Raw genomic sequence first — 16,982 nt, 5'->3', positions numbered from 1 at the left:
TAGGCTTGGCTGCTAGTTCTCGACCTTGTCCGAGAGCTTGACGATTTCCCATTCCTTGCCGTTGACGGTCACGATCTCGCCGATCTTCTTGCCGAACAGAGCCACGGCCATCGGCGAGACATGGGAAATGCTGCCCTTCGACGGATTGGCCTCGTCCTCGCCGACGATGCGCCAATGCACCTTCTTGCCGTCGTCGCCTTCCAGCGTCACGCCCATGCCGAAGCGCACCACGTCGCTGCCCGGCTCCGGCACGGAAAGCTCCGCGCTTTCGCGCCGCGCGGTCCAGTAGCGCAGGTCGCGCGATACGACAGCGAGGCGCTCGCGGTCGCCGCGCCTTTCAGCCTTGGCCATCAGGTCGCGCAGCTCGGCGAGATTGTCCTCGATCATCGCCAGGCCGCGCTCCGTCACCAGGTTGCGGTGCGTGCTGACCGGCCGTTCGCCGACGCCGGCAATGGCGTTCTCGCTGTCTTCTTCGCGCGTGAAAGCTCTGCTCATGGGGTGAACTTAGGCTTGGCGAGGCGACTGCACAAGCGGTTTGCCGATGAGCCCGCCTTGGCACGATTCCTGCGACAGACAGGGCGAAACGCCAGGACCTGTGCCGATGTTGAACAGACGAACGCTGCTTGCCCGGACCGCCGGCTTCGCCATTGCCGGCGTCTTTGCCGGCAAGGCATCGGCCAAGTCGCTGCCGGGCATCGAGATGGCCGCGATGCGCGGCTCGATCAACGCCACGGAGATCGGCGTGCAGCCGGGCGCGGTCGACGACCAGAGCAAGGTTTTTGCCAGGATGCTGGCCGAGGCCAGCGACCGCGACCAGCCGGTATTCCTGCCGCCGGGCAGCTATCTCGTCTCAAACCTGAAGCTGCCCGCGCGCGTGCGCCTGTCGGGCGTGCCAGGCGCGACGCGCATCGTCTATGGCGGCAACGGCCATCTGATGATGGCCGAACAAGCCGAGCATATCGAGCTCAGCGGGCTGGTGCTCGACGGCGCCAACCGCTGGCTAGCCGACTACACTAAGGGGCTGCTCGACCTGCGCCGTGTCGCCCATCTCGTCATCGACAATTGCCAGGTGACCGGCAGCGGCAAGAACGGGCTGGCGCTCGAGCATGCCGTCGGTCGCGTCGGTCGCTCGGATATTTCGGGTGCTGCAGATGCCGGCATCTATTCAGTCGAGGCCGGCGGGCTGGAGATTTCGGGTAACACCGTTTCCGATTGCGCCAATGGCGGCATTCTGGTGCATCGCTGGCTGGCTGCGGAAGACAGCACCATCGTCAGCGGCAACCGCGTCCAGAGGATCGGCGCGCGCAGCGGCGGCACCGGGCAGAACGGCAACGGCATCAATGCCTTCCGCGCCGACAACGTCATCATCTCCGGCAACGTCGTCTCCGACTGTGCTTTCACCGCGGTCCGCGCCAACAGCTCAAGCAATTTGCAGATCACCGGCAACACCTGCTCGCGCTCGGGCGAAACCGGGATCTATTCGGAATTCTCCTTCGAAGGCGCAATCATCAGCAACAATCTGGTCGACGGCGCCGCCAACGGCATCTCGATCGTCAATTTCAACGAAGGCGGGCGGATGGCCGTCTGCTCGAACAATATCGTGCGCAACCTCTCGACCATCGGCCCCTACACCGCCGATCCGCCCGGCTTCGGCGTCGGCATCAGCGCCGAGGCCGACACAACGGTGTCCGGCAACGTCGTCGAGAACGCGCCGCTCTATGGCATGCAGCTCGGCTGGGGTCCTTATCTGCGCAATGTCGTGGCGACAGGCAACATCATCCGCAAGGCGGGCACCGGCATCGTCGTTTCGGTCGTCGAAGGTTCCGGCAGCGCCGTGATCTCGGACAATGTCATCGACGGCGCGAAAAACGGCGCCATTGTTGGCCAGCGCTGGGCCGATCCAGTGACCGGGGACCTCACGCAGTCAACCGATACCGGCTACGCGCATCTTACCGTGGAGCGCAACAAGGTGAGTTAGGCCACGGCCACGATGATATGCGCCTGGATCTTGGCGGCAATTTCGCCGCTACCATGTCTGTCGGCTATTGCGGCTTCGGCGTAGTCAGTTGCCGACTCCAATCTTCCGGCCTCCCTGGCCTCGATCTCATTGCGAAGCACGGTGCCCTGACAGTAGGCGATGGCGGGAACGCGTGGCGAGGATGCGCGGCTCTGCTCGGCCCTGGTGTCGATCGTCACATCGGAGAATCCCGCGGCTTCGAGGTCGCTGCGGATCAGGTCCTTGTCGTGGTAACCATGCGGCGTGCGCGCCAGGAAGCGCGGCGGATCATGCGGAAATATCCTGGCGAGAGCATTCGTCACGTCATCGGCGAATATATTCTCCTCGATGCGATCCCAGACGCTGAAGAGGAAATGTCCGCCGGGCTTCAGCATACGCTTTGCCTCGCGGTAGGCAGCGGAACGGTCGGGAAAGAACATCGCGCCGAACTGACAACAGATGAGGTCGAAGGCCGCATCCTCGAAAGGCAGCTTCAGGGCATCCGCCTGGCGCCAGGTAATGCGGCTGTCGGGCCCCTGGCGAAAAGCCGCATAATCGAGCATCGGCTGGTTGAGGTCGGTTACGATGTAGCTGGCACCAGGAGAGAGTTTCGGCGCCAAGGCACGGGTGACGGCTCCGGTGCCCGCGGCGGTCTCCAAAATGGCCAAGGGTGAGAAAGACGCCGCACGTTGCGCGGCCTCCGCGGCATAGGCCTCGAAAATCAGCGGCACCATATGGCGATCGTAATTTTCCGGGATTGACCCGGCAAACACCTTGTCCGCTTCCAGCATAGCCAGCGCCCAGCATCGATTGATGGTGAGGGAGACTAGCACATAATTTTCTGTCTTGGGTTCACGCGCGCGGCAGATGCGCGTCAGTAAGCCGATGCGCTAGTTGAGCGCCGCTGTCGGCCGCAGCAAGCCGACCTTGGCGCCGACGCGACTTTCGACCGGAGGATGGGCAAGCTCGGTGAGCTTTGCCGCAACCGCTTCATCACCGTTCAGCAGCTTCGCCAGCACGGCGGCGATCATCACCTCCGCCGCTCTGCCGGCCCCGTCATCGCATTTCAAGGCGATGCCGAGGCCAAGCTCTGGCAATGCCGCGCAATAGACGCCTTCGGCGCCGGTCTTGACGAAGATGCGACCGGGTGCCGCCTGCATCAGCGCGACGTCGGCCCTGCCGGTGCCCGCGACCAGGAACGGCTCGGCCATGCAGGCCGAAAGCAGCCGCTTCGCCGCCTTGGCGCGCTCGGGCACAAAGCCGCTGCCCGTCGCCATGCGGGCAAAGCCCTGAGCAAAATTGTTCAACGGCACGGCGTAGGTCGGGATCGAGCAGCCGTCGATGCCGCAATGGTCGACGTCATGCGCCGCTCCCGTCACGGACTGCATGGCGTCGCGGACCATCTCCTGCAAAGCGTGGCCGGCTTTGACATAGCCAGCGTGGGAAATGCCGGCATGCACGCAGGTGCACAGGAAGCCGGAATGCTTGCCGGAGCAGTTGTTGTGCAAAGCGTTGGGCATGTTGCCGGCGCGGGCGAGCGCAATGGTGGCGTCGTGGCTCGAGGGCCAGTGCGCACCGCATTCCAGCGCCGTCCTGTCGAGGCCTGCCCTGGCGAGCATCGCGTTGGCCAATTCGACATGGGCCGGCTCACCCGAATGCGAGGCGCAGGCCAGCGCCAGCTCGCGGTTGCCGAAGCCGTAGGCATCGGCGGCACCCGATTCGACCAGCGGCAATGCCTGGATTGCTTTCACCGCCGAGCGCGGGAACACCGGGCGGTCCGTATCGCCGATCTCCCAGACGGCCTTGCCGTCGGCGTCGAAGACGGAGACCGCGCCGCGGTGGGCGCTTTCGACCACCTCGCCGCGCGTGACTTCGACCAGAACCGGATTTGTCATGTTGCCTCCCGCACGCGCCGCCCAAGGAGGGCGCGCTTTGATGCGGGCCGCTTCTACCTGATCCGGTCGAGGATGGAAACGTAGTTGGCGACCGCCGCGCCACCCATGTTGAAGATGCCGCCGAGTTTTGCGCCCGGCACCTGGATGCCGCCGGCTTCGCCGGTGAGCTGCATGGCTGTCAGCACATGCATCGAGACACCGGTAGCGCCGATCGGGTGACCCTTGGCCTTCAGGCCGCCGGACGGGTTGACCGGCAGCCGACCGTCCTTTGCCGTCGTGCCATCCAGCGCCAGCCTGGCGCCCTCGCCTGGCTTGGCGAGCCCCATCGCTTCGTATTCGATCAGCTCGGCGATGGTGAAGCAGTCATGCGTCTCGACGAAGGAGAGGTCGTCGAGCGTCACGCCGGCCTTCTTCAGCGCCTGCTCCCAGGCGCGCTCGCAACCCTCGAAGGAGAGGATGTCGCGCTTCGACATCGGCAGGAAGTCCTGGACATGTTCGTTGGCGCGGAAAGTTACGGCGCGGCGCATCTTCAGCGCCGTCGCCGTGTCGGTGAGAACGAGCGCCGCGGCGCCGTCGGAGACCAGCGAGCAATCGGTGCGCTTCAGCGGACCGGCGACGAACGGGTTCTTCTCGCTTTCCTGGCGGCAGAACTCGTAGCCGAAATCCTTGCGCATCTGGGCGTAGGGATTGTCGACGCCATTCTTGTGGTTCTTGGCGGCGATCATGGCCAGCGCGTCCGATTGGTCGCCATAGCGCTGGAAATAGGCCTGCGCGATCTTGCCGAAGACGCCCGCGAAGCCTGCCGGCGTGTCGCCATCTTCCGGCAGGTAGGAGGCCTTGAGCAGGTTCTTGCCGATTTCGGGTCCGGGCGTGGTCGTCATCTGCTCGGCGCCGACCACCAGCACGATGCGAGCGGCGTTGGCGTCGATGGAGCGGATGCCTTGACGGACGGCGGCCGAGCCAGTGGCGCAGGCGTTCTCGACGCGCGTCGCCGGCTTGAAGCGCAGCCGGTCATCGGCTTGGAGCACGAGGCTCGCGGTGAAATCCTGCGGCGAGAAGCCGGCGTTGAAATGGCCAAGCACGATCTCGTCGACATCGTCCGGACCGATGCCGGCGTGGTCGAGCGCTTCGACGGCGACCTTGGTGATCAGGCCCTCCAGCGTCTCGCCTTCGAGCTTGCCAAAGCGCGAATGCGCCCAGCCGACGATGCATGCGGTCATGGCAGCCTCCATTTGCGCCGCAGCCTAGCACGATCGCGCGCGGCTCGTGATTCAATATTGTTCAATAGTGAACCGTTTTCCAGCCCCAGGCATGGGCCAGATCGAAATGAAAGGTTGATCTCACGTCGATTTTTTATTGATTGATCCGTCAATAAAAAATAATCTAACCGCAGAACCGGATTCCAAAATGCCGAAAATCGGAATGGAGCCAGTGCGCCGCAAGGCGCTGATCGACGCGACGATCTCGGCGATCGGCGAGCGCGGGTCGTTGGACGTGACGATGTCGGAGATCGCCGGCCGCGCCGGCGTGTCGTCGGCGCTGGCGCATCACTATTTCGGAGCGAAGGACGAACTGCTCTTCGCCACAATGCGGCACATCCTCGCCGAGCTCAACACCGACACAAGACGCGCGTTCGGCCTCGCCGCCACGCCGCGCCAGCGCGTCTCGGCCGTCGTCGCCGTCAGCTTTTCCGACGATCAGTTCCAGCCACAGATCATCGCCGCCTGGCTCGCCTTCTATGTAGAGGCGCAGAAATCGACTGAGCTGCGGCGGCTGCTGCGCATCTATGCGCGCCGGCTCAATTCGAACCTGATGAGCGGGCTGACCGGCATCCTGCCTCGGACCGAGGCCGACCGTGTGGCGGAAGCGACCGCGGCACTGATCGACGGGCTCTACATCCGCCGCGCGCTGAAAGACGGCGTGCCCGACGCGCAGACCGCGATCGCGCTCGTGGAAGACTATCTCGAAACCAAGCTCAACGGACGGAGCCTGCCTTGACCACCCGGCGACCCAATTTCCTGATCGTCATGGTCGATCAGCTCAACGGCACGTTCTTTCCGGACGGCCCGGCGGACTTCCTGCACGCGCCGCACCTGAAGGCGCTTGCCGCGCGCTCGGCGCGCTTCGCCAACAATTACACCGCCTCGCCGCTCTGCGCGCCTGGCCGCGCTTCGTTCATGAGCGGGCAATTGCCATCGCGCACCGGGGTCTATGACAACGCCGCCGAGTTCACGTCTTCCATTCCGACCTTCGCCCACCATCTGCGCGCCGCCGACTATTATACCTGCCTGTCCGGCAAGATGCACTTCGTCGGGCCCGACCAGTTGCACGGTTTCGAGGAGCGGCTGACCACCGACATCTATCCCGCCGATTTCGGTTGGACGCCGGACTACCGCAAGCCCGGCGAGCGGATCGACTGGTGGTATCACAATCTGGGTTCGGTCACCGGTGCCGGCGTCGCCGAGATCACCAACCAAATGGAGTATGACGACGAGGTCGTGTTCCTGGCCACGCAAAAACTCTACCAGCTGTCGCGCGAGCAGGACGATGCGGGTCACCGTCCCTGGTGCCTTACCGTTTCGCTGTCGCATCCGCACGACCCCTATGTGGCGCGCAAGCAATATTGGGATCTCTACGAGAACTGCCAGGCGCTCGATCCTGAAACCCCGTTCATCCCGCATGACGAGCAGGATACGCATTCGCAACGGCTCTACCGGGCCAGCGACTATCAAGCCTTCGAGATCACGCCGGAACAGGTGCGCCGTTCGCGGCGCGGCTATTTCGCCAACATCTCCTATGTCGACGACAAGCTGGGCGAGATTCTGGACGTCCTCAAGCGTACCCGCATGCTCGACGACACCACTGTCCTGTTCTGTTCGGACCACGGCGACATGCTGGGCGAACGCGGCCTGTGGTTCAAGATGAGCTTCTTCGAGGGATCTGCCCGCGTGCCGCTGATGATTGCCGGCAAGGGCGTTCCGGCCGGGCCGATCAAGACACCAGTTTCCAATCTCGACGTGACGCCGACGCTCTGCGACCTCGCCGGCATAGACATCGCCGCAATCGCGCCGTGGACCGACGGCCAGTCGCTGCTGCCGCTGCTCGACGGCAGGGCGCGAAGCGGGCCGGTGCTGATGGAGTATGCGGCCGAAGGCTCCTACGCGCCGCTGGTCGCGATGCGCGACGGGAAATACAAATTCGTCCATTGCGAGCTCGACGCGCCGCAACTGTTCGATCTCGATACCGATCCGCTCGAGCGTGACAACCTCGCCGAGGATCCGGCGAACGCAGGCCTGGTGGCGATGTTCATGGACAAGGTCAGGGCCCGCTGGGACATGGCTGCCTTCGACGCCGCCGTGCGCGAAAGCCAGGCGCGCCGCTGGGTCGTCTATCCGGCGCTGCGCAACGGCGCCTACTACCCGTGGGATTTCCAGCCGCTGCAGAAGGCGTCGGAACGCTACATGCGCAACCACATGAACCTCGACAATCTCGAAGAGAGCAAACGCTATCCGAGAGGCGAATAATGGCTGACGTTCTCGTTCCCACACTCGACCATCTGAAACAGGCCTATGCCGTCACCTCGACGGCCACGCAGGTGACGCCGCTGCTGGAGTCGGCGGCGCTCGCAAAAGAGACAGGTGCAGCGCGGATCTTCGTCAAGCCGGAGTCGCTGCAATGGGCCGGCTCCTTCAAGGTGCGCGGCGCCTATTGGCGGTTGAACCGGCTTTCGCCGGATGAAGCGAAAAAGGGGGTCGTCGCCTATTCCTCCGGCAATTTCGCGCAAGGGCTGGCGGCGGCCGGCCAGGCGCTGGGCATTCCCGTCACCATCGTCATGCCGATCGACGCGCCCGCCGCCAAGCGCGACGCGACCGCCGGTTATGGCGCGCGCGTGGTGCTGACCGACCATGGCGAGCGCGCCCGCGAGGAAGTTGCGGCTGCAAAGGCGCGCGAGATCGCCGAGAGCGAGCACCTCACCTTGCTGCATCCCTTCGACGATCCTGAGATCGTGGCCGGCCAGGCCGGCGCGGGGCTTGAAGCGCTCGACCAGCTGGCAATGAAGAAGGCGCAGGCCGACCTGGTGTTCTGCTCGGTCGGCGGCGGCGGACTGATCGGCGGTGTTTCGCTGGCCTTCCACTATCTGTCGCCCAAGACCGAGATCATCGCCGTCGAGCCGGAAGGTTTCAACGGCATGGGCTCGTCGCTGGCGCATGGCGCGATCGAGACCATGCCGATCGGGCCGAAATCGATCTGCGACGGGCTGATGGCGCGCAAGCCCGGCGACGCGCCCTTCGCGGCGGTGAGCGCTGCCGGGGTGCGCGGTGTCACCGTCGACGACGCCTCGGTGCGGCGGGCGATGAAGATCGCGTTCGAGCGGATGAAGCTGGTGCTCGAACCTTCGGGCGCGGCATCGCTCGCGGCGCTGCTCGGCGGCAAGGTGGATGTGAAGGACAAGACCGTCCTTGTGGTTGCAACCGGCGGCAATGTCTCGCTCGCCGACTTTATGGCGCACATGAACAATGCTTGAAGCGGATTTCGTCATCATCGGCTCCGGCTCCGCCGGCTCGGCCATGGCCTACCGGCTGTCGGAAGACGGCAAGCATTCAGTGATCGTCATCGAGTTCGGCGGCACCGATATGGGGCCGCTGATCCAGATGCCATCGGCGCTATCGATCCCGCTCAATATGAGCCTCTACGACTGGGGGTTCGCCAGCGAGCCCGAGCCGCATCTCGGCGGGCGCGTGCTTGCCACCCCGCGCGGCAAGGTGATCGGCGGCTCGTCCTCGATCAACGGCATGGTCTATGTGCGCGGACATGCGCATGACTTCGACCACTGGGCCGAACAGGGCGCCGCAGGCTGGGCGTTTGCCGACGTGCTTCCGTATTTCAAGCGCATGGAGGATTGCGACGGCGGCGAGGATGGCTGGCGCGGCAAAGGCGGGCCACTGCATGTGCAGCGCGGCACTCGGAAAAATCCGCTCTACGGCGCCTTCGTTGAGGCGGGCCGCCAGGCCGGGTTCGAGCTGACCGACGACTATAACGGCTCCAAGCAGGAAGGTTTCGGGCCGATGGAACAGACCATTCTGGGCGGCCGCCGCTGGTCGGCGGCGAACGCCTATCTCAAGCCGGCTCTCAGACGCGGAAATGTCAGGCTGCTCAAGGGTTTCGCCCGGCGCGTGGTAATCGAGAATCAACGCGCGATCGGCGTCGAGATCGAAGCTGACAAAAAGATTCAGGTCGTTAAGGCGCGCCGTGAGGTGATCGTCGCGGCGTCGTCGATCAATTCGCCGAAGATCCTGATGCTGTCAGGCATCGGCCCGGGTGCGCATCTCCAGGAAAACGGCATCCAGGTGGTTGCCGACCGGCCGGGCGTCGGCGCCAATCTGCAGGACCACCTGGAGCTTTATATCCAGCAGGAATCGACCAAGCCGATCACGCTGAACTCGGTGCTCAATCCCTTCTCCAAGGCGCTGATCGGCGCGCAATGGCTGTTCTTCAAGACCGGCCTTGGCGCCACCAATCATTTCGAGGCGGCAGCCTTCGTGCGTTCGCAGGCCGGCATCGACTATCCCGATATCCAGTACCACTTCATCCCGGCGGCCGTGCGCTATGACGGCAAGTCGGCGGCGAAGTCGCACGGCTTCCAGGCGCATGTCGGCCCGATGCGCTCGAAGTCCCGCGGCTCGGTGAGCTTGCGCTCGCCCGATCCGAAGGCCAAGCCGGTGATCCGCTTCAACTATATGTCGCATCCGGACGACTGGAGCGAGTTCCGCCACTGCATCCGGCTTACGCGCGAGATTTTCGGCCAGAAAGCCTTCGACGGCTTTCGCGGCAAGGAGATTTCACCGGGCAGCCATGTGCAGTCGGACGACGAGCTCGACGCCTTCATCCGCGACCATGCCGAGAGCGCCTACCATCCTTGCGGCACCTGCAGGATGGGCCGCGCCGACGACCTGACCAGTGTCGTCGATCCGGAATGCCGGGTGATCGGCGTCGAGGGGCTGCGCGTCGCCGACTCCTCGATCTTCCCGCGGGTGACCAACGGCAACCTCAACGCGCCCTCGATCATGACCGGCGAGAAGGCGTCCGACCACATCCTTGGCCGAACGCCGCTGGCGCCATCCAACCAGGAACCGTGGATCAATCCGCGCTGGCAGGTGGCGGACCGATAGGGCATTGTCGGGCAGACCGCCCGATCGGCCAACAGTTCTGGAGAAAGCCATGCGCGCCCAACCGACGGCATCGCACTACGTCAACGGCCGCTACATCGAGGACGAAGGCGGTGCGCCGCTGCCGGTGATCTATCCGGCGACGGGCGAGACCATCGCAACGCTGCATTCAGCGACGCCGAACGTTCTGGAGCTCGCCATCGAAGCCGCCCGGGCCGCGCAGCCGGCCTGGGCACGGTTGAAGCCTGTCGAACGCGGCCGCATCCTGCGCCGCGCAGCTGACATCCTGCGCGCACGCAATGCCGATCTGGCCCGCATCGAGACGCTGGACACCGGCAAGGCTATCCAGGAGACGCTGGTGGCCGACGCCCCTTCGGCAGCCGACTGCCTGGAATATTTCGCCGGAGCGGTCGCCGCCTTCAATGGCGAGATGATCGATCTCGGCGGACCCTTCGCCTACACGCGACGCGAGCCGCTCGGCGTTTGCGTCGGCATCGGCGCCTGGAACTATCCGATCCAGATCGCCGGCTGGAAGTCGGCGCCGGCCTTGGCCATGGGCAATGCCATGGTGTTCAAGCCGTCGGAGAACACACCGCTTTCGGCGCTGGCGCTGGCCGAGATCTATTCAGAGGCCGGCCTGCCCGACGGGCTGTTCAATGTCGTGCAAGGCTATGGCGATGTCGGCGCCGGTCTTGTCGGCCACGACGTCGTGGCAAAAGTTTCGGTGACCGGCTCGGTGCCGACCGGCCGCAAGGTGCTGTCGCTTGCCGGCTCGAAGATGAAGCACGCGACGATGGAGCTCGGCGGCAAGTCGCCGCTGATCGTCTTCGACGACGCCGATCTCGAGAACGCCATCGGCGGCGCCATGCTCGGCAACTTCTACTCTACCGGCCAGATCTGCTCGAACGGCACGCGCGTCTTCGTGCAGAAGGGCCTGCACGACCGCTTCGTCGAGCGGCTTGTCGAGCGCACCAAGAAAATCCGCATCGGCGACCCGCTCGATCCGGAAACGCAGATGGGTCCGCTGGTTAGCAAGGCGCAGCAGGACAAGGTCGTGTCCTATATCGAAGCCGGCAAGCAGGATGGCGCCAGCCTAGCCTGCGGCGGCAATTTGCCGTCACTGCAGGGTTTCGAAGGCGGTTTTTTCATCGAGCCTACGGTGTTCACCAATGTCGCCGACACCATGCGGATCGCGCGCGAGGAGATTTTCGGACCGGTGATGAGCGTGCTCAAATTCGGCAGCGAGGACGAGGTGATCGAGCGCGCCAACGATACCGAATTCGGTCTGGCGGCGGGCGTGTTCACGCGCGACCTGCCGCGCGCGCATCGCGTCATCGCCGAGCTGCAGGCCGGCACCTGCTGGATCAACGCCTACAATCTCACGCCGGTGGAAATGCCTTTCGGCGGCGTCAAGCAGTCCGGGATCGGCCGCGAGAATTCGCTGGCCGCGCTGGCGCATTATTCGCAGCTGAAGGCGGTTTATGTCGAGACGGGGGACGTGGCAGCGCCCTACTGAGACTTCTCCGTCGTTCCGTCCAGATACTGCGTCAGCGCACAGACTAGGTGGTAGAAGATGCTGGCCGGCACGTCGGTCGCCAGCGAACGGCCACGCTCGTCGATGCGGTCGATCCACAGGCCGAGCGGCGCCGGATCTATGTGCCAGCGGAACAGGCGGCCGACGCGCGCCTCGATCTCGGGCTTGAGGTCCGGTCCGCCCGAGCCGTCCAGCGCGATCGCCGCTTTGATCGCCTCGGCCTGCGGCCAGCTTCGCGAGACCGTGTCGAGCGGCAGTCCCTGGCGCGAGACGGCGCCATAGGCGAGGCCGGTGGCGCGGTTGAGGCCGTTGGCAACGGCCGAGGCATAGAGCTTGCGCGCGAAAGCGGTGAGTTCGCCCTGGCCGCTGCGAGCGGCGAAATCGACCAGCAGCGAGGCCCATTCGAAGTGATGGCCAGGCTCGGTCCAGCTCCGCTTCTCGCCCGCCGCCGGCTTCCAGCCGTCGTCGAAATATTCACCCAGTGTCCAGCTTTCGGCATCGAAGAAATGGCTGCGGAAAAGATCGATGATGCGTGCCGCGCGGCGCAGATAGGCGCGCTCGCCCGTCGCCTTGTGCCAGGCGAGGAAGGCCTCGAGCAGATGCATGTGCGGATTGGAGCGCCGTTCCTCCGCGCCGTCGGAGGTTTCCAGAAAGCCGGTCAGGCGGGCATCCTCCAGATGCGCGTCGAGGAAGGCGAATGTCTCCTCTGCGAGCCGCAACGCGTCGGGATGGCCCGACATATGGGCGTGAGCGAGCGCCAGAAGCACGCAGGAATGGTCGTAGGCATCCTCGACCGGATCGGCGACCGAGCCGTCGATGTTGAGCGTGCGCACCCAGCCGCCGCGATCGGTGCGGCCCTGCCCCGCCATGAAGTCGATGCCGTGCGCGATCAGCCGGTCGGCCGGGCCGTCCCAGCCGCGCTCCTTGGCGACCGCGAAAGCATAGACCTGACGCGCCTGGGTGCGCATGCGCTTGGGTTTCATCAGCGGCGCGGCGTCGAAGCCCAGCGCCTCGTGGAAGCCGCCATGGCGTTCGTCGACGCCGAGCGTCGACCATAGCGGCAGCGTCTCCTCGAACAGCCAGTGGCGCACGCGGCGCCGCCAGGCGCCGCTCTCGATGACGCGGTCATGCGCCGGCGTGAACCTTGTTTCGAGCCGGCCGGATTTCTCCAGTTGCTCGACGATCTTCTTGACGTGCTGGCTGTGGCTGACCGGCGCGACGAACGTCGCATCGGCCGTGGAGACGATCGCCACGTCCTTCATGCCGATGGCCGACAGCAGCCGACTCTCGCTGCGGATATAGGAATTCTCGCAATCGATGGCGACGACGTCTCCAACGATGACGTTGCCGCCCTTGTCGGACGGGCCGACATCGAGCAGCGACTGCCAGGAGCCGAGATCGTTCCAGCGGAAGCCGGCGGGCACCATGGCGATATCTTTCGCCTGCTCCATGATGGCGTAGTCGATCGAGGTCGACGGGATCGCGGAATAAAGGTCCAGCGGCATATAGAGGCCGGACAGATCGCTGGTCGCAGCCTTGTAGGCGGCTTCCGTCGTCCGCCAGATTTTCGGTTCATGGGCCGCGAAGGCGTCGCGCATGGCGCCGGCGCGGAACAGGAAGATGCCGGTGTTCCAGTAGAAGCTGCCGGCGTCGACATAGGCCTGCGCGGTGGCAAGATCGGGCTTCTCGACGAAGCGCGAGACGTCGAAGACACCGTCCTGGCCTGCCCCGACCTCGATATAGCCATAGCCGGTCTCGGGCTGTGTCGGTTTCAGGCCGAACACCACGAGCCGGCCGGCATTTGCCGCGGCAGCGCCCGCCTCGATGCTTTGCCAGAACTGGCCAGGCGTCGAGATCTCATGATCGGACGGCACCACCAGAACCAATTCGTCGCCATAGTCGGAGAGCGTGCGCAGGCTGGCCAGCGCCACGGCGGCGGCCGTGTTGCGGCCCGTCGGCTCGAACAGCGGTCCGCCGCCGGCCAGATCGATGCCGGCAAGGTCGGCATGGACGCGGTCGGCGTGACGCTCCGAGGCGATCAGGAAAATCGGCGTCTCGCCTTGCGTGCGCGCCGCCAGCCGGCGCACGGTCTTGGCCAGCATCGAGCCATCGCCGGAGAAGTCGTGGAACTGCTTGGGGTTATCCTCGCGCGATAGCGGCCACAGCCGCGACCCGACGCCGCCGCTCATGACGAAACTGACGATGCGCTGGCTCATGAACGACCCTGTCAAAAGTCCGGCTCCATGGGTCGGACTTACGACAAAAGCCTTTAAGCCCACCTTTACCCGACAGCCAAATCCTATGCCACTCGGGCAAGCTCCGCGAAAGAAAGGAAATGCGACAGAAGGACTGCCATTGCCGCTTGCAGGATCGGAAAGCGGCAGCTATAAGCCCGCGGTCTGGTCACGGAGTGTAGCGCAGTCTGGTAGCGCACCTCGTTCGGGACGAGGGGGTCGCAGGTTCAAATCCTGCCACTCCGACCAGAAAAAACAAGCACTTGGCCTTTCCCGAAATCGCCATCCGTCTGAAATCCGGACTGCCGTCAATCGTCGCCGTAGCTCTCCGGCAGATGGCGCCGGAGTTCCATCGCGTCGTGGAGAACGCGGCCAATTCCGATGACCTCAAGCGTCATCCGGTAGAGCAGGAAATGGCGTGGTCGCAGAACAATGCCGTGTTCGGTCCGTGCTCGATCCCGACTATAGCGCAAGTGATAGCTGCGGATATTGTTTCCCAGGTCCGCGCGGGCGATGCTGCCCACCCGTTCGGGATCGGCAGCAATGTCGCGCAGCGCCGCAATCAGCAACCCTTCGTAACGGACACGCGCGATCTCGCCGAAATTGACTTCCGTGTAGGCGAGTATTTGAACGATGTCTTCCTTCGCGGCTGCTGAAAGCCGGTACAGGACCATGGCGTTACAAGCCTGATTTTTTCGCGCGTAAGCTTGCCTGCCGCCCCAGGCCATTCATAAATTTTTCGAGACTGTCTCCAGCAATATCCTCGAAACGGCCTTGCTCGATGTCGTGGAAACCGATGCTGGCTGCCTCCCGGAGCGCAGCCAGCTTTGCCGACTCCCTCGCCTCGCGCTGCTCGATCAGCCGCAAGCCGTCACGCAATACCTCGCTGGCGTTCTGATAACGCCCGGTTTTCACCAGCCGATCGATCACCTCTTCGAGGTGTTCCGTCAGGACAACATTGCGGGTCGGCATCGCGGTATCAGCTCCAATTCAACAGGCATGATATAGGGGGATAGCATATTATGCCAATCCCGTCGCTCGAACGATGTCTGATCTTCGAAAACAGAATCGTGCGACAACGCTCGACAACGGTTTCTCACTTTGGCCTAATGGCAACCCGCCATGCTCCTGGATGCGCGGGACCGCAGGACGGCGAACCAGGGTTGAGAGTATGAAGTTCACGCCGACGGCCATTCTACCGACAATTGCGGTCCTCTTGTTCGCGGCGGACTGCTCATCGACCACCGCGTCGATCAGCCCGGCGAACTACGACAAAATGAACTGCCCCGAGCTCAACAATGCGGTCGGCGACACCGCGACCGATATTTCACGCACCGCAATCGCTCGCGGCAAGGTCGCCAACACCAGCGTGCCGACATGGCTGCTCGGCGGCGAGCGCGTGAAGACGGCGATCGCCAATCGCGAAACCGCGCGGATCGAACGGCTGCAGCAACAGCAGCAGGTGATCGTCGCGACGCGGAACCGGAGGTGCCCGTCCTCGCCGTGAGGCGAGCGAGGTCAAGCTTGCCCCGGCTTCAAGCGCTCATGCGGAACCGTGCCGTATCGATCGCGGCGTTCATCAGCGTCTGGGTGTAGGCTTCGCGCGGATTGTCGAAGATTTCTTGCGTCGGCCCTTCCTCGACAATCTTTCCCTGCTTCATGACGATGATGTAGTCGGCCATGGCGCGGACCACCGCGAGGTCGTGGCTGATGAAGAGGTAGGACAGCTCATGGTCGGCCTGCAGCTTGCGCAAAAGCTCGACGATCTGCTTCTGCACGGAACGGTCGAGCGCCGAGGTCGGCTCGTCGAGCACCACCACTTTCGGCTTCAGGATCATGGCGCGGGCAATGGCGATGCGCTGGCGCTGGCCGCCGGAGAATTCGTGCGGGTAGCGGTTGCGTGCGTTGGGGTCGAGGCCGACCTCGCGCAATGCCTCGACGGCGCGCTGGTCGCGCTGCTTGCCGGTCAGCGAGGGCTCATGCACCAAAAGGCCCTCGGTGATCACCTGGCCGACGGTCATGCGCGGCGACAACGAGCCGAACGGATCCTGGAACACGAGCTGCAATTCGCGCCTGAGCGGCCGCATCGCCTGGCGGTCCGCGTCCGAAATGTCGCGGTCGCCAAAGCGGATCACGCCGTCGCTGGGCAAGAGCCTGAGCAGCGCGCGGCCCAGCGTCGACTTGCCTGAACCGGACTCGCCGACGATGCCGATCGTCTGGTTGCGCTTCAGCCGGATCGAGATCCTGTCCACCGCGCGCAGCATCAGCGGCTCGCCGCCAAGGAAGCCGCCGCCGATCTTGAAGACGACTTCGACATTGCGGCCTTCGAGCAGCACCGGCGCACTGGCGGGCGGCGCCACCTTGGTGCCCGTCGGCTCGGCCGCGAGCAGCATCTTGGTGTAGGCATGCTGCGGATTGGCGAAGAGCGCTTCCGCATCGCCCTCCTCCACCACCTCGCCCAGGCGCATGACATAGACGCGGTCGGCGAAGCGGCGCACGATGCCGAGGTCGTGGGTGATGAAGACGATGGCCATGCCGAGCTTGCGCTGCAGTTCGGCAAGCAGCATCAGAATCTGCGCCTGGATGGTGACGTCGAGAGCCGTCGTCGGTTCGTCGGCGATGAGGATGTCCGGATCGTTGGCCAAGGCCATGGCGATCATGACGCGCTGGCGCTGGCCGCCCGACATCTCGTGCGGATAGGATTTCATCCGCCGTTCGGGATCGGGAATATGCACCAGCCTGAGCAATTTCAGCGCCTCTTCCCGCGCGGCCGCCGCGGAAAGCCCGCGATGCCGGCGGATCGGCTCGATCAGCTGGTTGCCGATTGTGTAGAGCGGGTCGAGCGAGGTCATCGGCTCCTGGAAGATCATGCTGATCTTGCGGCCGCGCACCTGGTTCAGCTCGCTCTTTGACATCGTCAGGAGATTGCGGCCGCGGTAGTCGACCTGACCGGTCGCCTCGCCATTGGAGGAAAGCAGGCTCATCGCCGCCATCATCGTCTGGCTTTTGCCGGAGCCGGATTCGCCGACGACGGCGACCGTCTCGCCGGCGTTGACCTTGATGTTGATGCCCTTCACGGCCTCGACCGCGCCGTCGAGGGTCTGGAAGCGGACGCGCAGGTCCTTGACGCTGAGGATCGTTTCGGAACCAGTCATC

15 protein-coding genes and 1 tRNA gene are annotated in these 16,982 nt (G+C 64.5%); 8 read left to right on the top strand and 8 right to left on the bottom strand.

The annotated features are described in order from the left end of the window. Positions 1 to 12: 12 nt before the first annotated feature. Positions 13 to 495 (bottom strand): transcription elongation factor GreA, encoded by a 483-nt coding sequence (gene greA / locus CK219_RS11300; RefSeq protein ID WP_095766853.1) that lies wholly within the window; start codon positions 493 to 495, stop codon positions 13 to 15. Positions 496 to 601: 106 nt separating this feature from the next. Here greA and CK219_RS11295 point away from each other — a divergent pair, with 106 nt between their 5' ends. Beyond that, a complete protein-coding gene (locus CK219_RS11295; RefSeq protein WP_095767167.1) occupies positions 602 to 1,978 on the top strand; it encodes a TIGR03808 family TAT-translocated repetitive protein in 1,377 nt (458 codons plus the stop codon). Here the strand turns inward: CK219_RS11295 and CK219_RS11290 are convergent. The 3 genes from CK219_RS11290 to CK219_RS11280 all read right to left on the bottom strand — a co-directional run bounded on the left by CK219_RS11290 (position 1,975) and on the right by CK219_RS11280 (position 5,111). Then, the gene (locus CK219_RS11290) at positions 1,975 to 2,787 is read right to left on the bottom strand and encodes a class I SAM-dependent methyltransferase (RefSeq protein ID WP_095766852.1); all 813 of its coding nucleotides are present in this window, start codon (positions 2,785 to 2,787) and stop codon (positions 1,975 to 1,977) included. The genes CK219_RS11295 and CK219_RS11290 overlap by 4 nt on opposite strands. A 99-nt stretch (positions 2,788 to 2,886) precedes the next feature. Next, complete coding sequence (locus CK219_RS11285; RefSeq protein WP_095766851.1) at positions 2,887 to 3,891, bottom strand: asparaginase; 1,005 nt, start codon at positions 3,889 to 3,891, stop codon at positions 2,887 to 2,889. Positions 3,892 to 3,944: 53 nt separating this feature from the next. Further along, positions 3,945 to 5,111 (bottom strand): acetyl-CoA acetyltransferase, encoded by a 1,167-nt coding sequence (locus tag CK219_RS11280; RefSeq protein WP_095767166.1) that lies wholly within the window; start codon positions 5,109 to 5,111, stop codon positions 3,945 to 3,947. Positions 5,112 to 5,298: 187 nt separating this feature from the next. Here CK219_RS11280 and betI point away from each other — a divergent pair, with 187 nt between their 5' ends. The 5 genes from betI to betB are packed head-to-tail and all read left to right on the top strand — an operon-like array spanning position 5,299 to position 11,574. After that, complete coding sequence (gene betI / locus CK219_RS11275) at positions 5,299 to 5,889, top strand: transcriptional regulator BetI (protein WP_095766850.1); 591 nt, start codon at positions 5,299 to 5,301, stop codon at positions 5,887 to 5,889. Next, entirely contained in the window at positions 5,886 to 7,415 is a 1,530-nt protein-coding gene (betC, locus tag CK219_RS11270; RefSeq protein WP_095766849.1) for a choline-sulfatase, read from the top strand. The genes betI and betC overlap by 4 nt, the downstream gene beginning before the upstream one ends. Further along, on the top strand, positions 7,415 to 8,416 hold the full coding sequence (locus tag CK219_RS11265; RefSeq protein ID WP_095766848.1) for a threonine/serine dehydratase: 1,002 nt from the start codon (positions 7,415 to 7,417) through the stop codon (positions 8,414 to 8,416). The genes betC and CK219_RS11265 overlap by 1 nt, the downstream gene beginning before the upstream one ends. Next, the gene (gene betA / locus CK219_RS11260; RefSeq protein ID WP_095766847.1) at positions 8,409 to 10,061 is read left to right on the top strand and encodes a choline dehydrogenase; all 1,653 of its coding nucleotides are present in this window, start codon (positions 8,409 to 8,411) and stop codon (positions 10,059 to 10,061) included. The genes CK219_RS11265 and betA overlap by 8 nt, the downstream gene beginning before the upstream one ends. Before the next feature lie 49 nt (positions 10,062 to 10,110). Further along, positions 10,111 to 11,574, top strand: a complete 1,464-nt coding sequence (gene betB, locus CK219_RS11255) for a betaine-aldehyde dehydrogenase (RefSeq protein ID WP_095766846.1) — start codon at positions 10,111 to 10,113, stop codon at positions 11,572 to 11,574. Here betB and CK219_RS11250 read toward each other — a convergent pair. Further along, a complete protein-coding gene (locus CK219_RS11250; protein WP_095766845.1) occupies positions 11,568 to 13,808 on the bottom strand; it encodes an AGE family epimerase/isomerase in 2,241 nt (746 codons plus the stop codon). The genes betB and CK219_RS11250 overlap by 7 nt on opposite strands. 190 nt (positions 13,809 to 13,998) lie before the next feature. On the opposite strand from CK219_RS11250, the gene CK219_RS11245 reads away from it, so the two are divergent. Further along, a tRNA-Pro gene (locus CK219_RS11245) sits at positions 13,999 to 14,075 on the top strand. 59 nt (positions 14,076 to 14,134) lie between these two features. Here the strand turns inward: CK219_RS11245 and CK219_RS11240 are convergent. Continuing rightward, the gene (locus CK219_RS11240) at positions 14,135 to 14,500 is read right to left on the bottom strand and encodes a type II toxin-antitoxin system RelE/ParE family toxin (protein ID WP_095766844.1); all 366 of its coding nucleotides are present in this window, start codon (positions 14,498 to 14,500) and stop codon (positions 14,135 to 14,137) included. Positions 14,501 to 14,504: 4 nt separating this feature from the next. Then, on the bottom strand, positions 14,505 to 14,798 hold the full coding sequence (locus CK219_RS11235; RefSeq protein ID WP_095766843.1) for a type II toxin-antitoxin system ParD family antitoxin: 294 nt from the start codon (positions 14,796 to 14,798) through the stop codon (positions 14,505 to 14,507). Positions 14,799 to 14,997: 199 nt separating this feature from the next. Between CK219_RS11235 and CK219_RS11230 the strand changes: the two genes are divergently transcribed. Further along, the gene (locus tag CK219_RS11230) at positions 14,998 to 15,333 is read left to right on the top strand and encodes a hypothetical protein (protein ID WP_095766842.1); all 336 of its coding nucleotides are present in this window, start codon (positions 14,998 to 15,000) and stop codon (positions 15,331 to 15,333) included. A 28-nt stretch (positions 15,334 to 15,361) separates the two neighbouring features. Here the strand turns inward: CK219_RS11230 and CK219_RS11225 are convergent, their stop codons facing one another. Beyond that, positions 15,362 to 16,981: an ABC transporter ATP-binding protein gene (locus tag CK219_RS11225; RefSeq protein ID WP_095766841.1), complete on the bottom strand. Its 1,620-nt coding sequence runs from the start codon at positions 16,979 to 16,981 to the stop codon at positions 15,362 to 15,364. Position 16,982 lies beyond the last annotated feature (1 nt).

The sequence above is a fragment of the Mesorhizobium sp. WSM4313 genome (assembly GCF_002294725.1).
Taxonomy (GTDB): domain Bacteria; phylum Pseudomonadota; class Alphaproteobacteria; order Rhizobiales; family Rhizobiaceae; genus Mesorhizobium.
This window is presented reverse-complemented; position numbering and strand designations above follow the sequence as displayed.

Coding starts and splice junctions, on each gene's coding strand:
- CK219_RS11250 (WP_095766845.1), bottom strand. CDS start 13,808: ATGAGCCAGCGCATCGTCAGTTTCGTCATGAGCGGCGGCGTCGGGTCG.
- betI (WP_095766850.1), top strand. CDS start 5,299: ATGCCGAAAATCGGAATGGAGCCAGTGCGCCGCAAGGCGCTGATCGAC.
- betA (WP_095766847.1), top strand. CDS start 8,409: ATGCTTGAAGCGGATTTCGTCATCATCGGCTCCGGCTCCGCCGGCTCG.
- betB (WP_095766846.1), top strand. CDS start 10,111: ATGCGCGCCCAACCGACGGCATCGCACTACGTCAACGGCCGCTACATC.
- CK219_RS11225 (WP_095766841.1), bottom strand. CDS start 16,981: ATGACTGGTTCCGAAACGATCCTCAGCGTCAAGGACCTGCGCGTCCGC.
- CK219_RS11290 (WP_095766852.1), bottom strand. CDS start 2,787: ATGCTGGAAGCGGACAAGGTGTTTGCCGGGTCAATCCCGGAAAATTAC.
- greA (WP_095766853.1), bottom strand. CDS start 495: ATGAGCAGAGCTTTCACGCGCGAAGAAGACAGCGAGAACGCCATTGCC.
- CK219_RS11235 (WP_095766843.1), bottom strand. CDS start 14,798: ATGCCGACCCGCAATGTTGTCCTGACGGAACACCTCGAAGAGGTGATC.
- CK219_RS11265 (WP_095766848.1), top strand. CDS start 7,415: ATGGCTGACGTTCTCGTTCCCACACTCGACCATCTGAAACAGGCCTAT.
- CK219_RS11280 (WP_095767166.1), bottom strand. CDS start 5,111: ATGACCGCATGCATCGTCGGCTGGGCGCATTCGCGCTTTGGCAAGCTC.
- CK219_RS11285 (WP_095766851.1), bottom strand. CDS start 3,891: ATGACAAATCCGGTTCTGGTCGAAGTCACGCGCGGCGAGGTGGTCGAA.
- CK219_RS11230 (WP_095766842.1), top strand. CDS start 14,998: ATGAAGTTCACGCCGACGGCCATTCTACCGACAATTGCGGTCCTCTTG.
- CK219_RS11240 (WP_095766844.1), bottom strand. CDS start 14,500: ATGGTCCTGTACCGGCTTTCAGCAGCCGCGAAGGAAGACATCGTTCAA.
- CK219_RS11295 (WP_095767167.1), top strand. CDS start 602: ATGTTGAACAGACGAACGCTGCTTGCCCGGACCGCCGGCTTCGCCATT.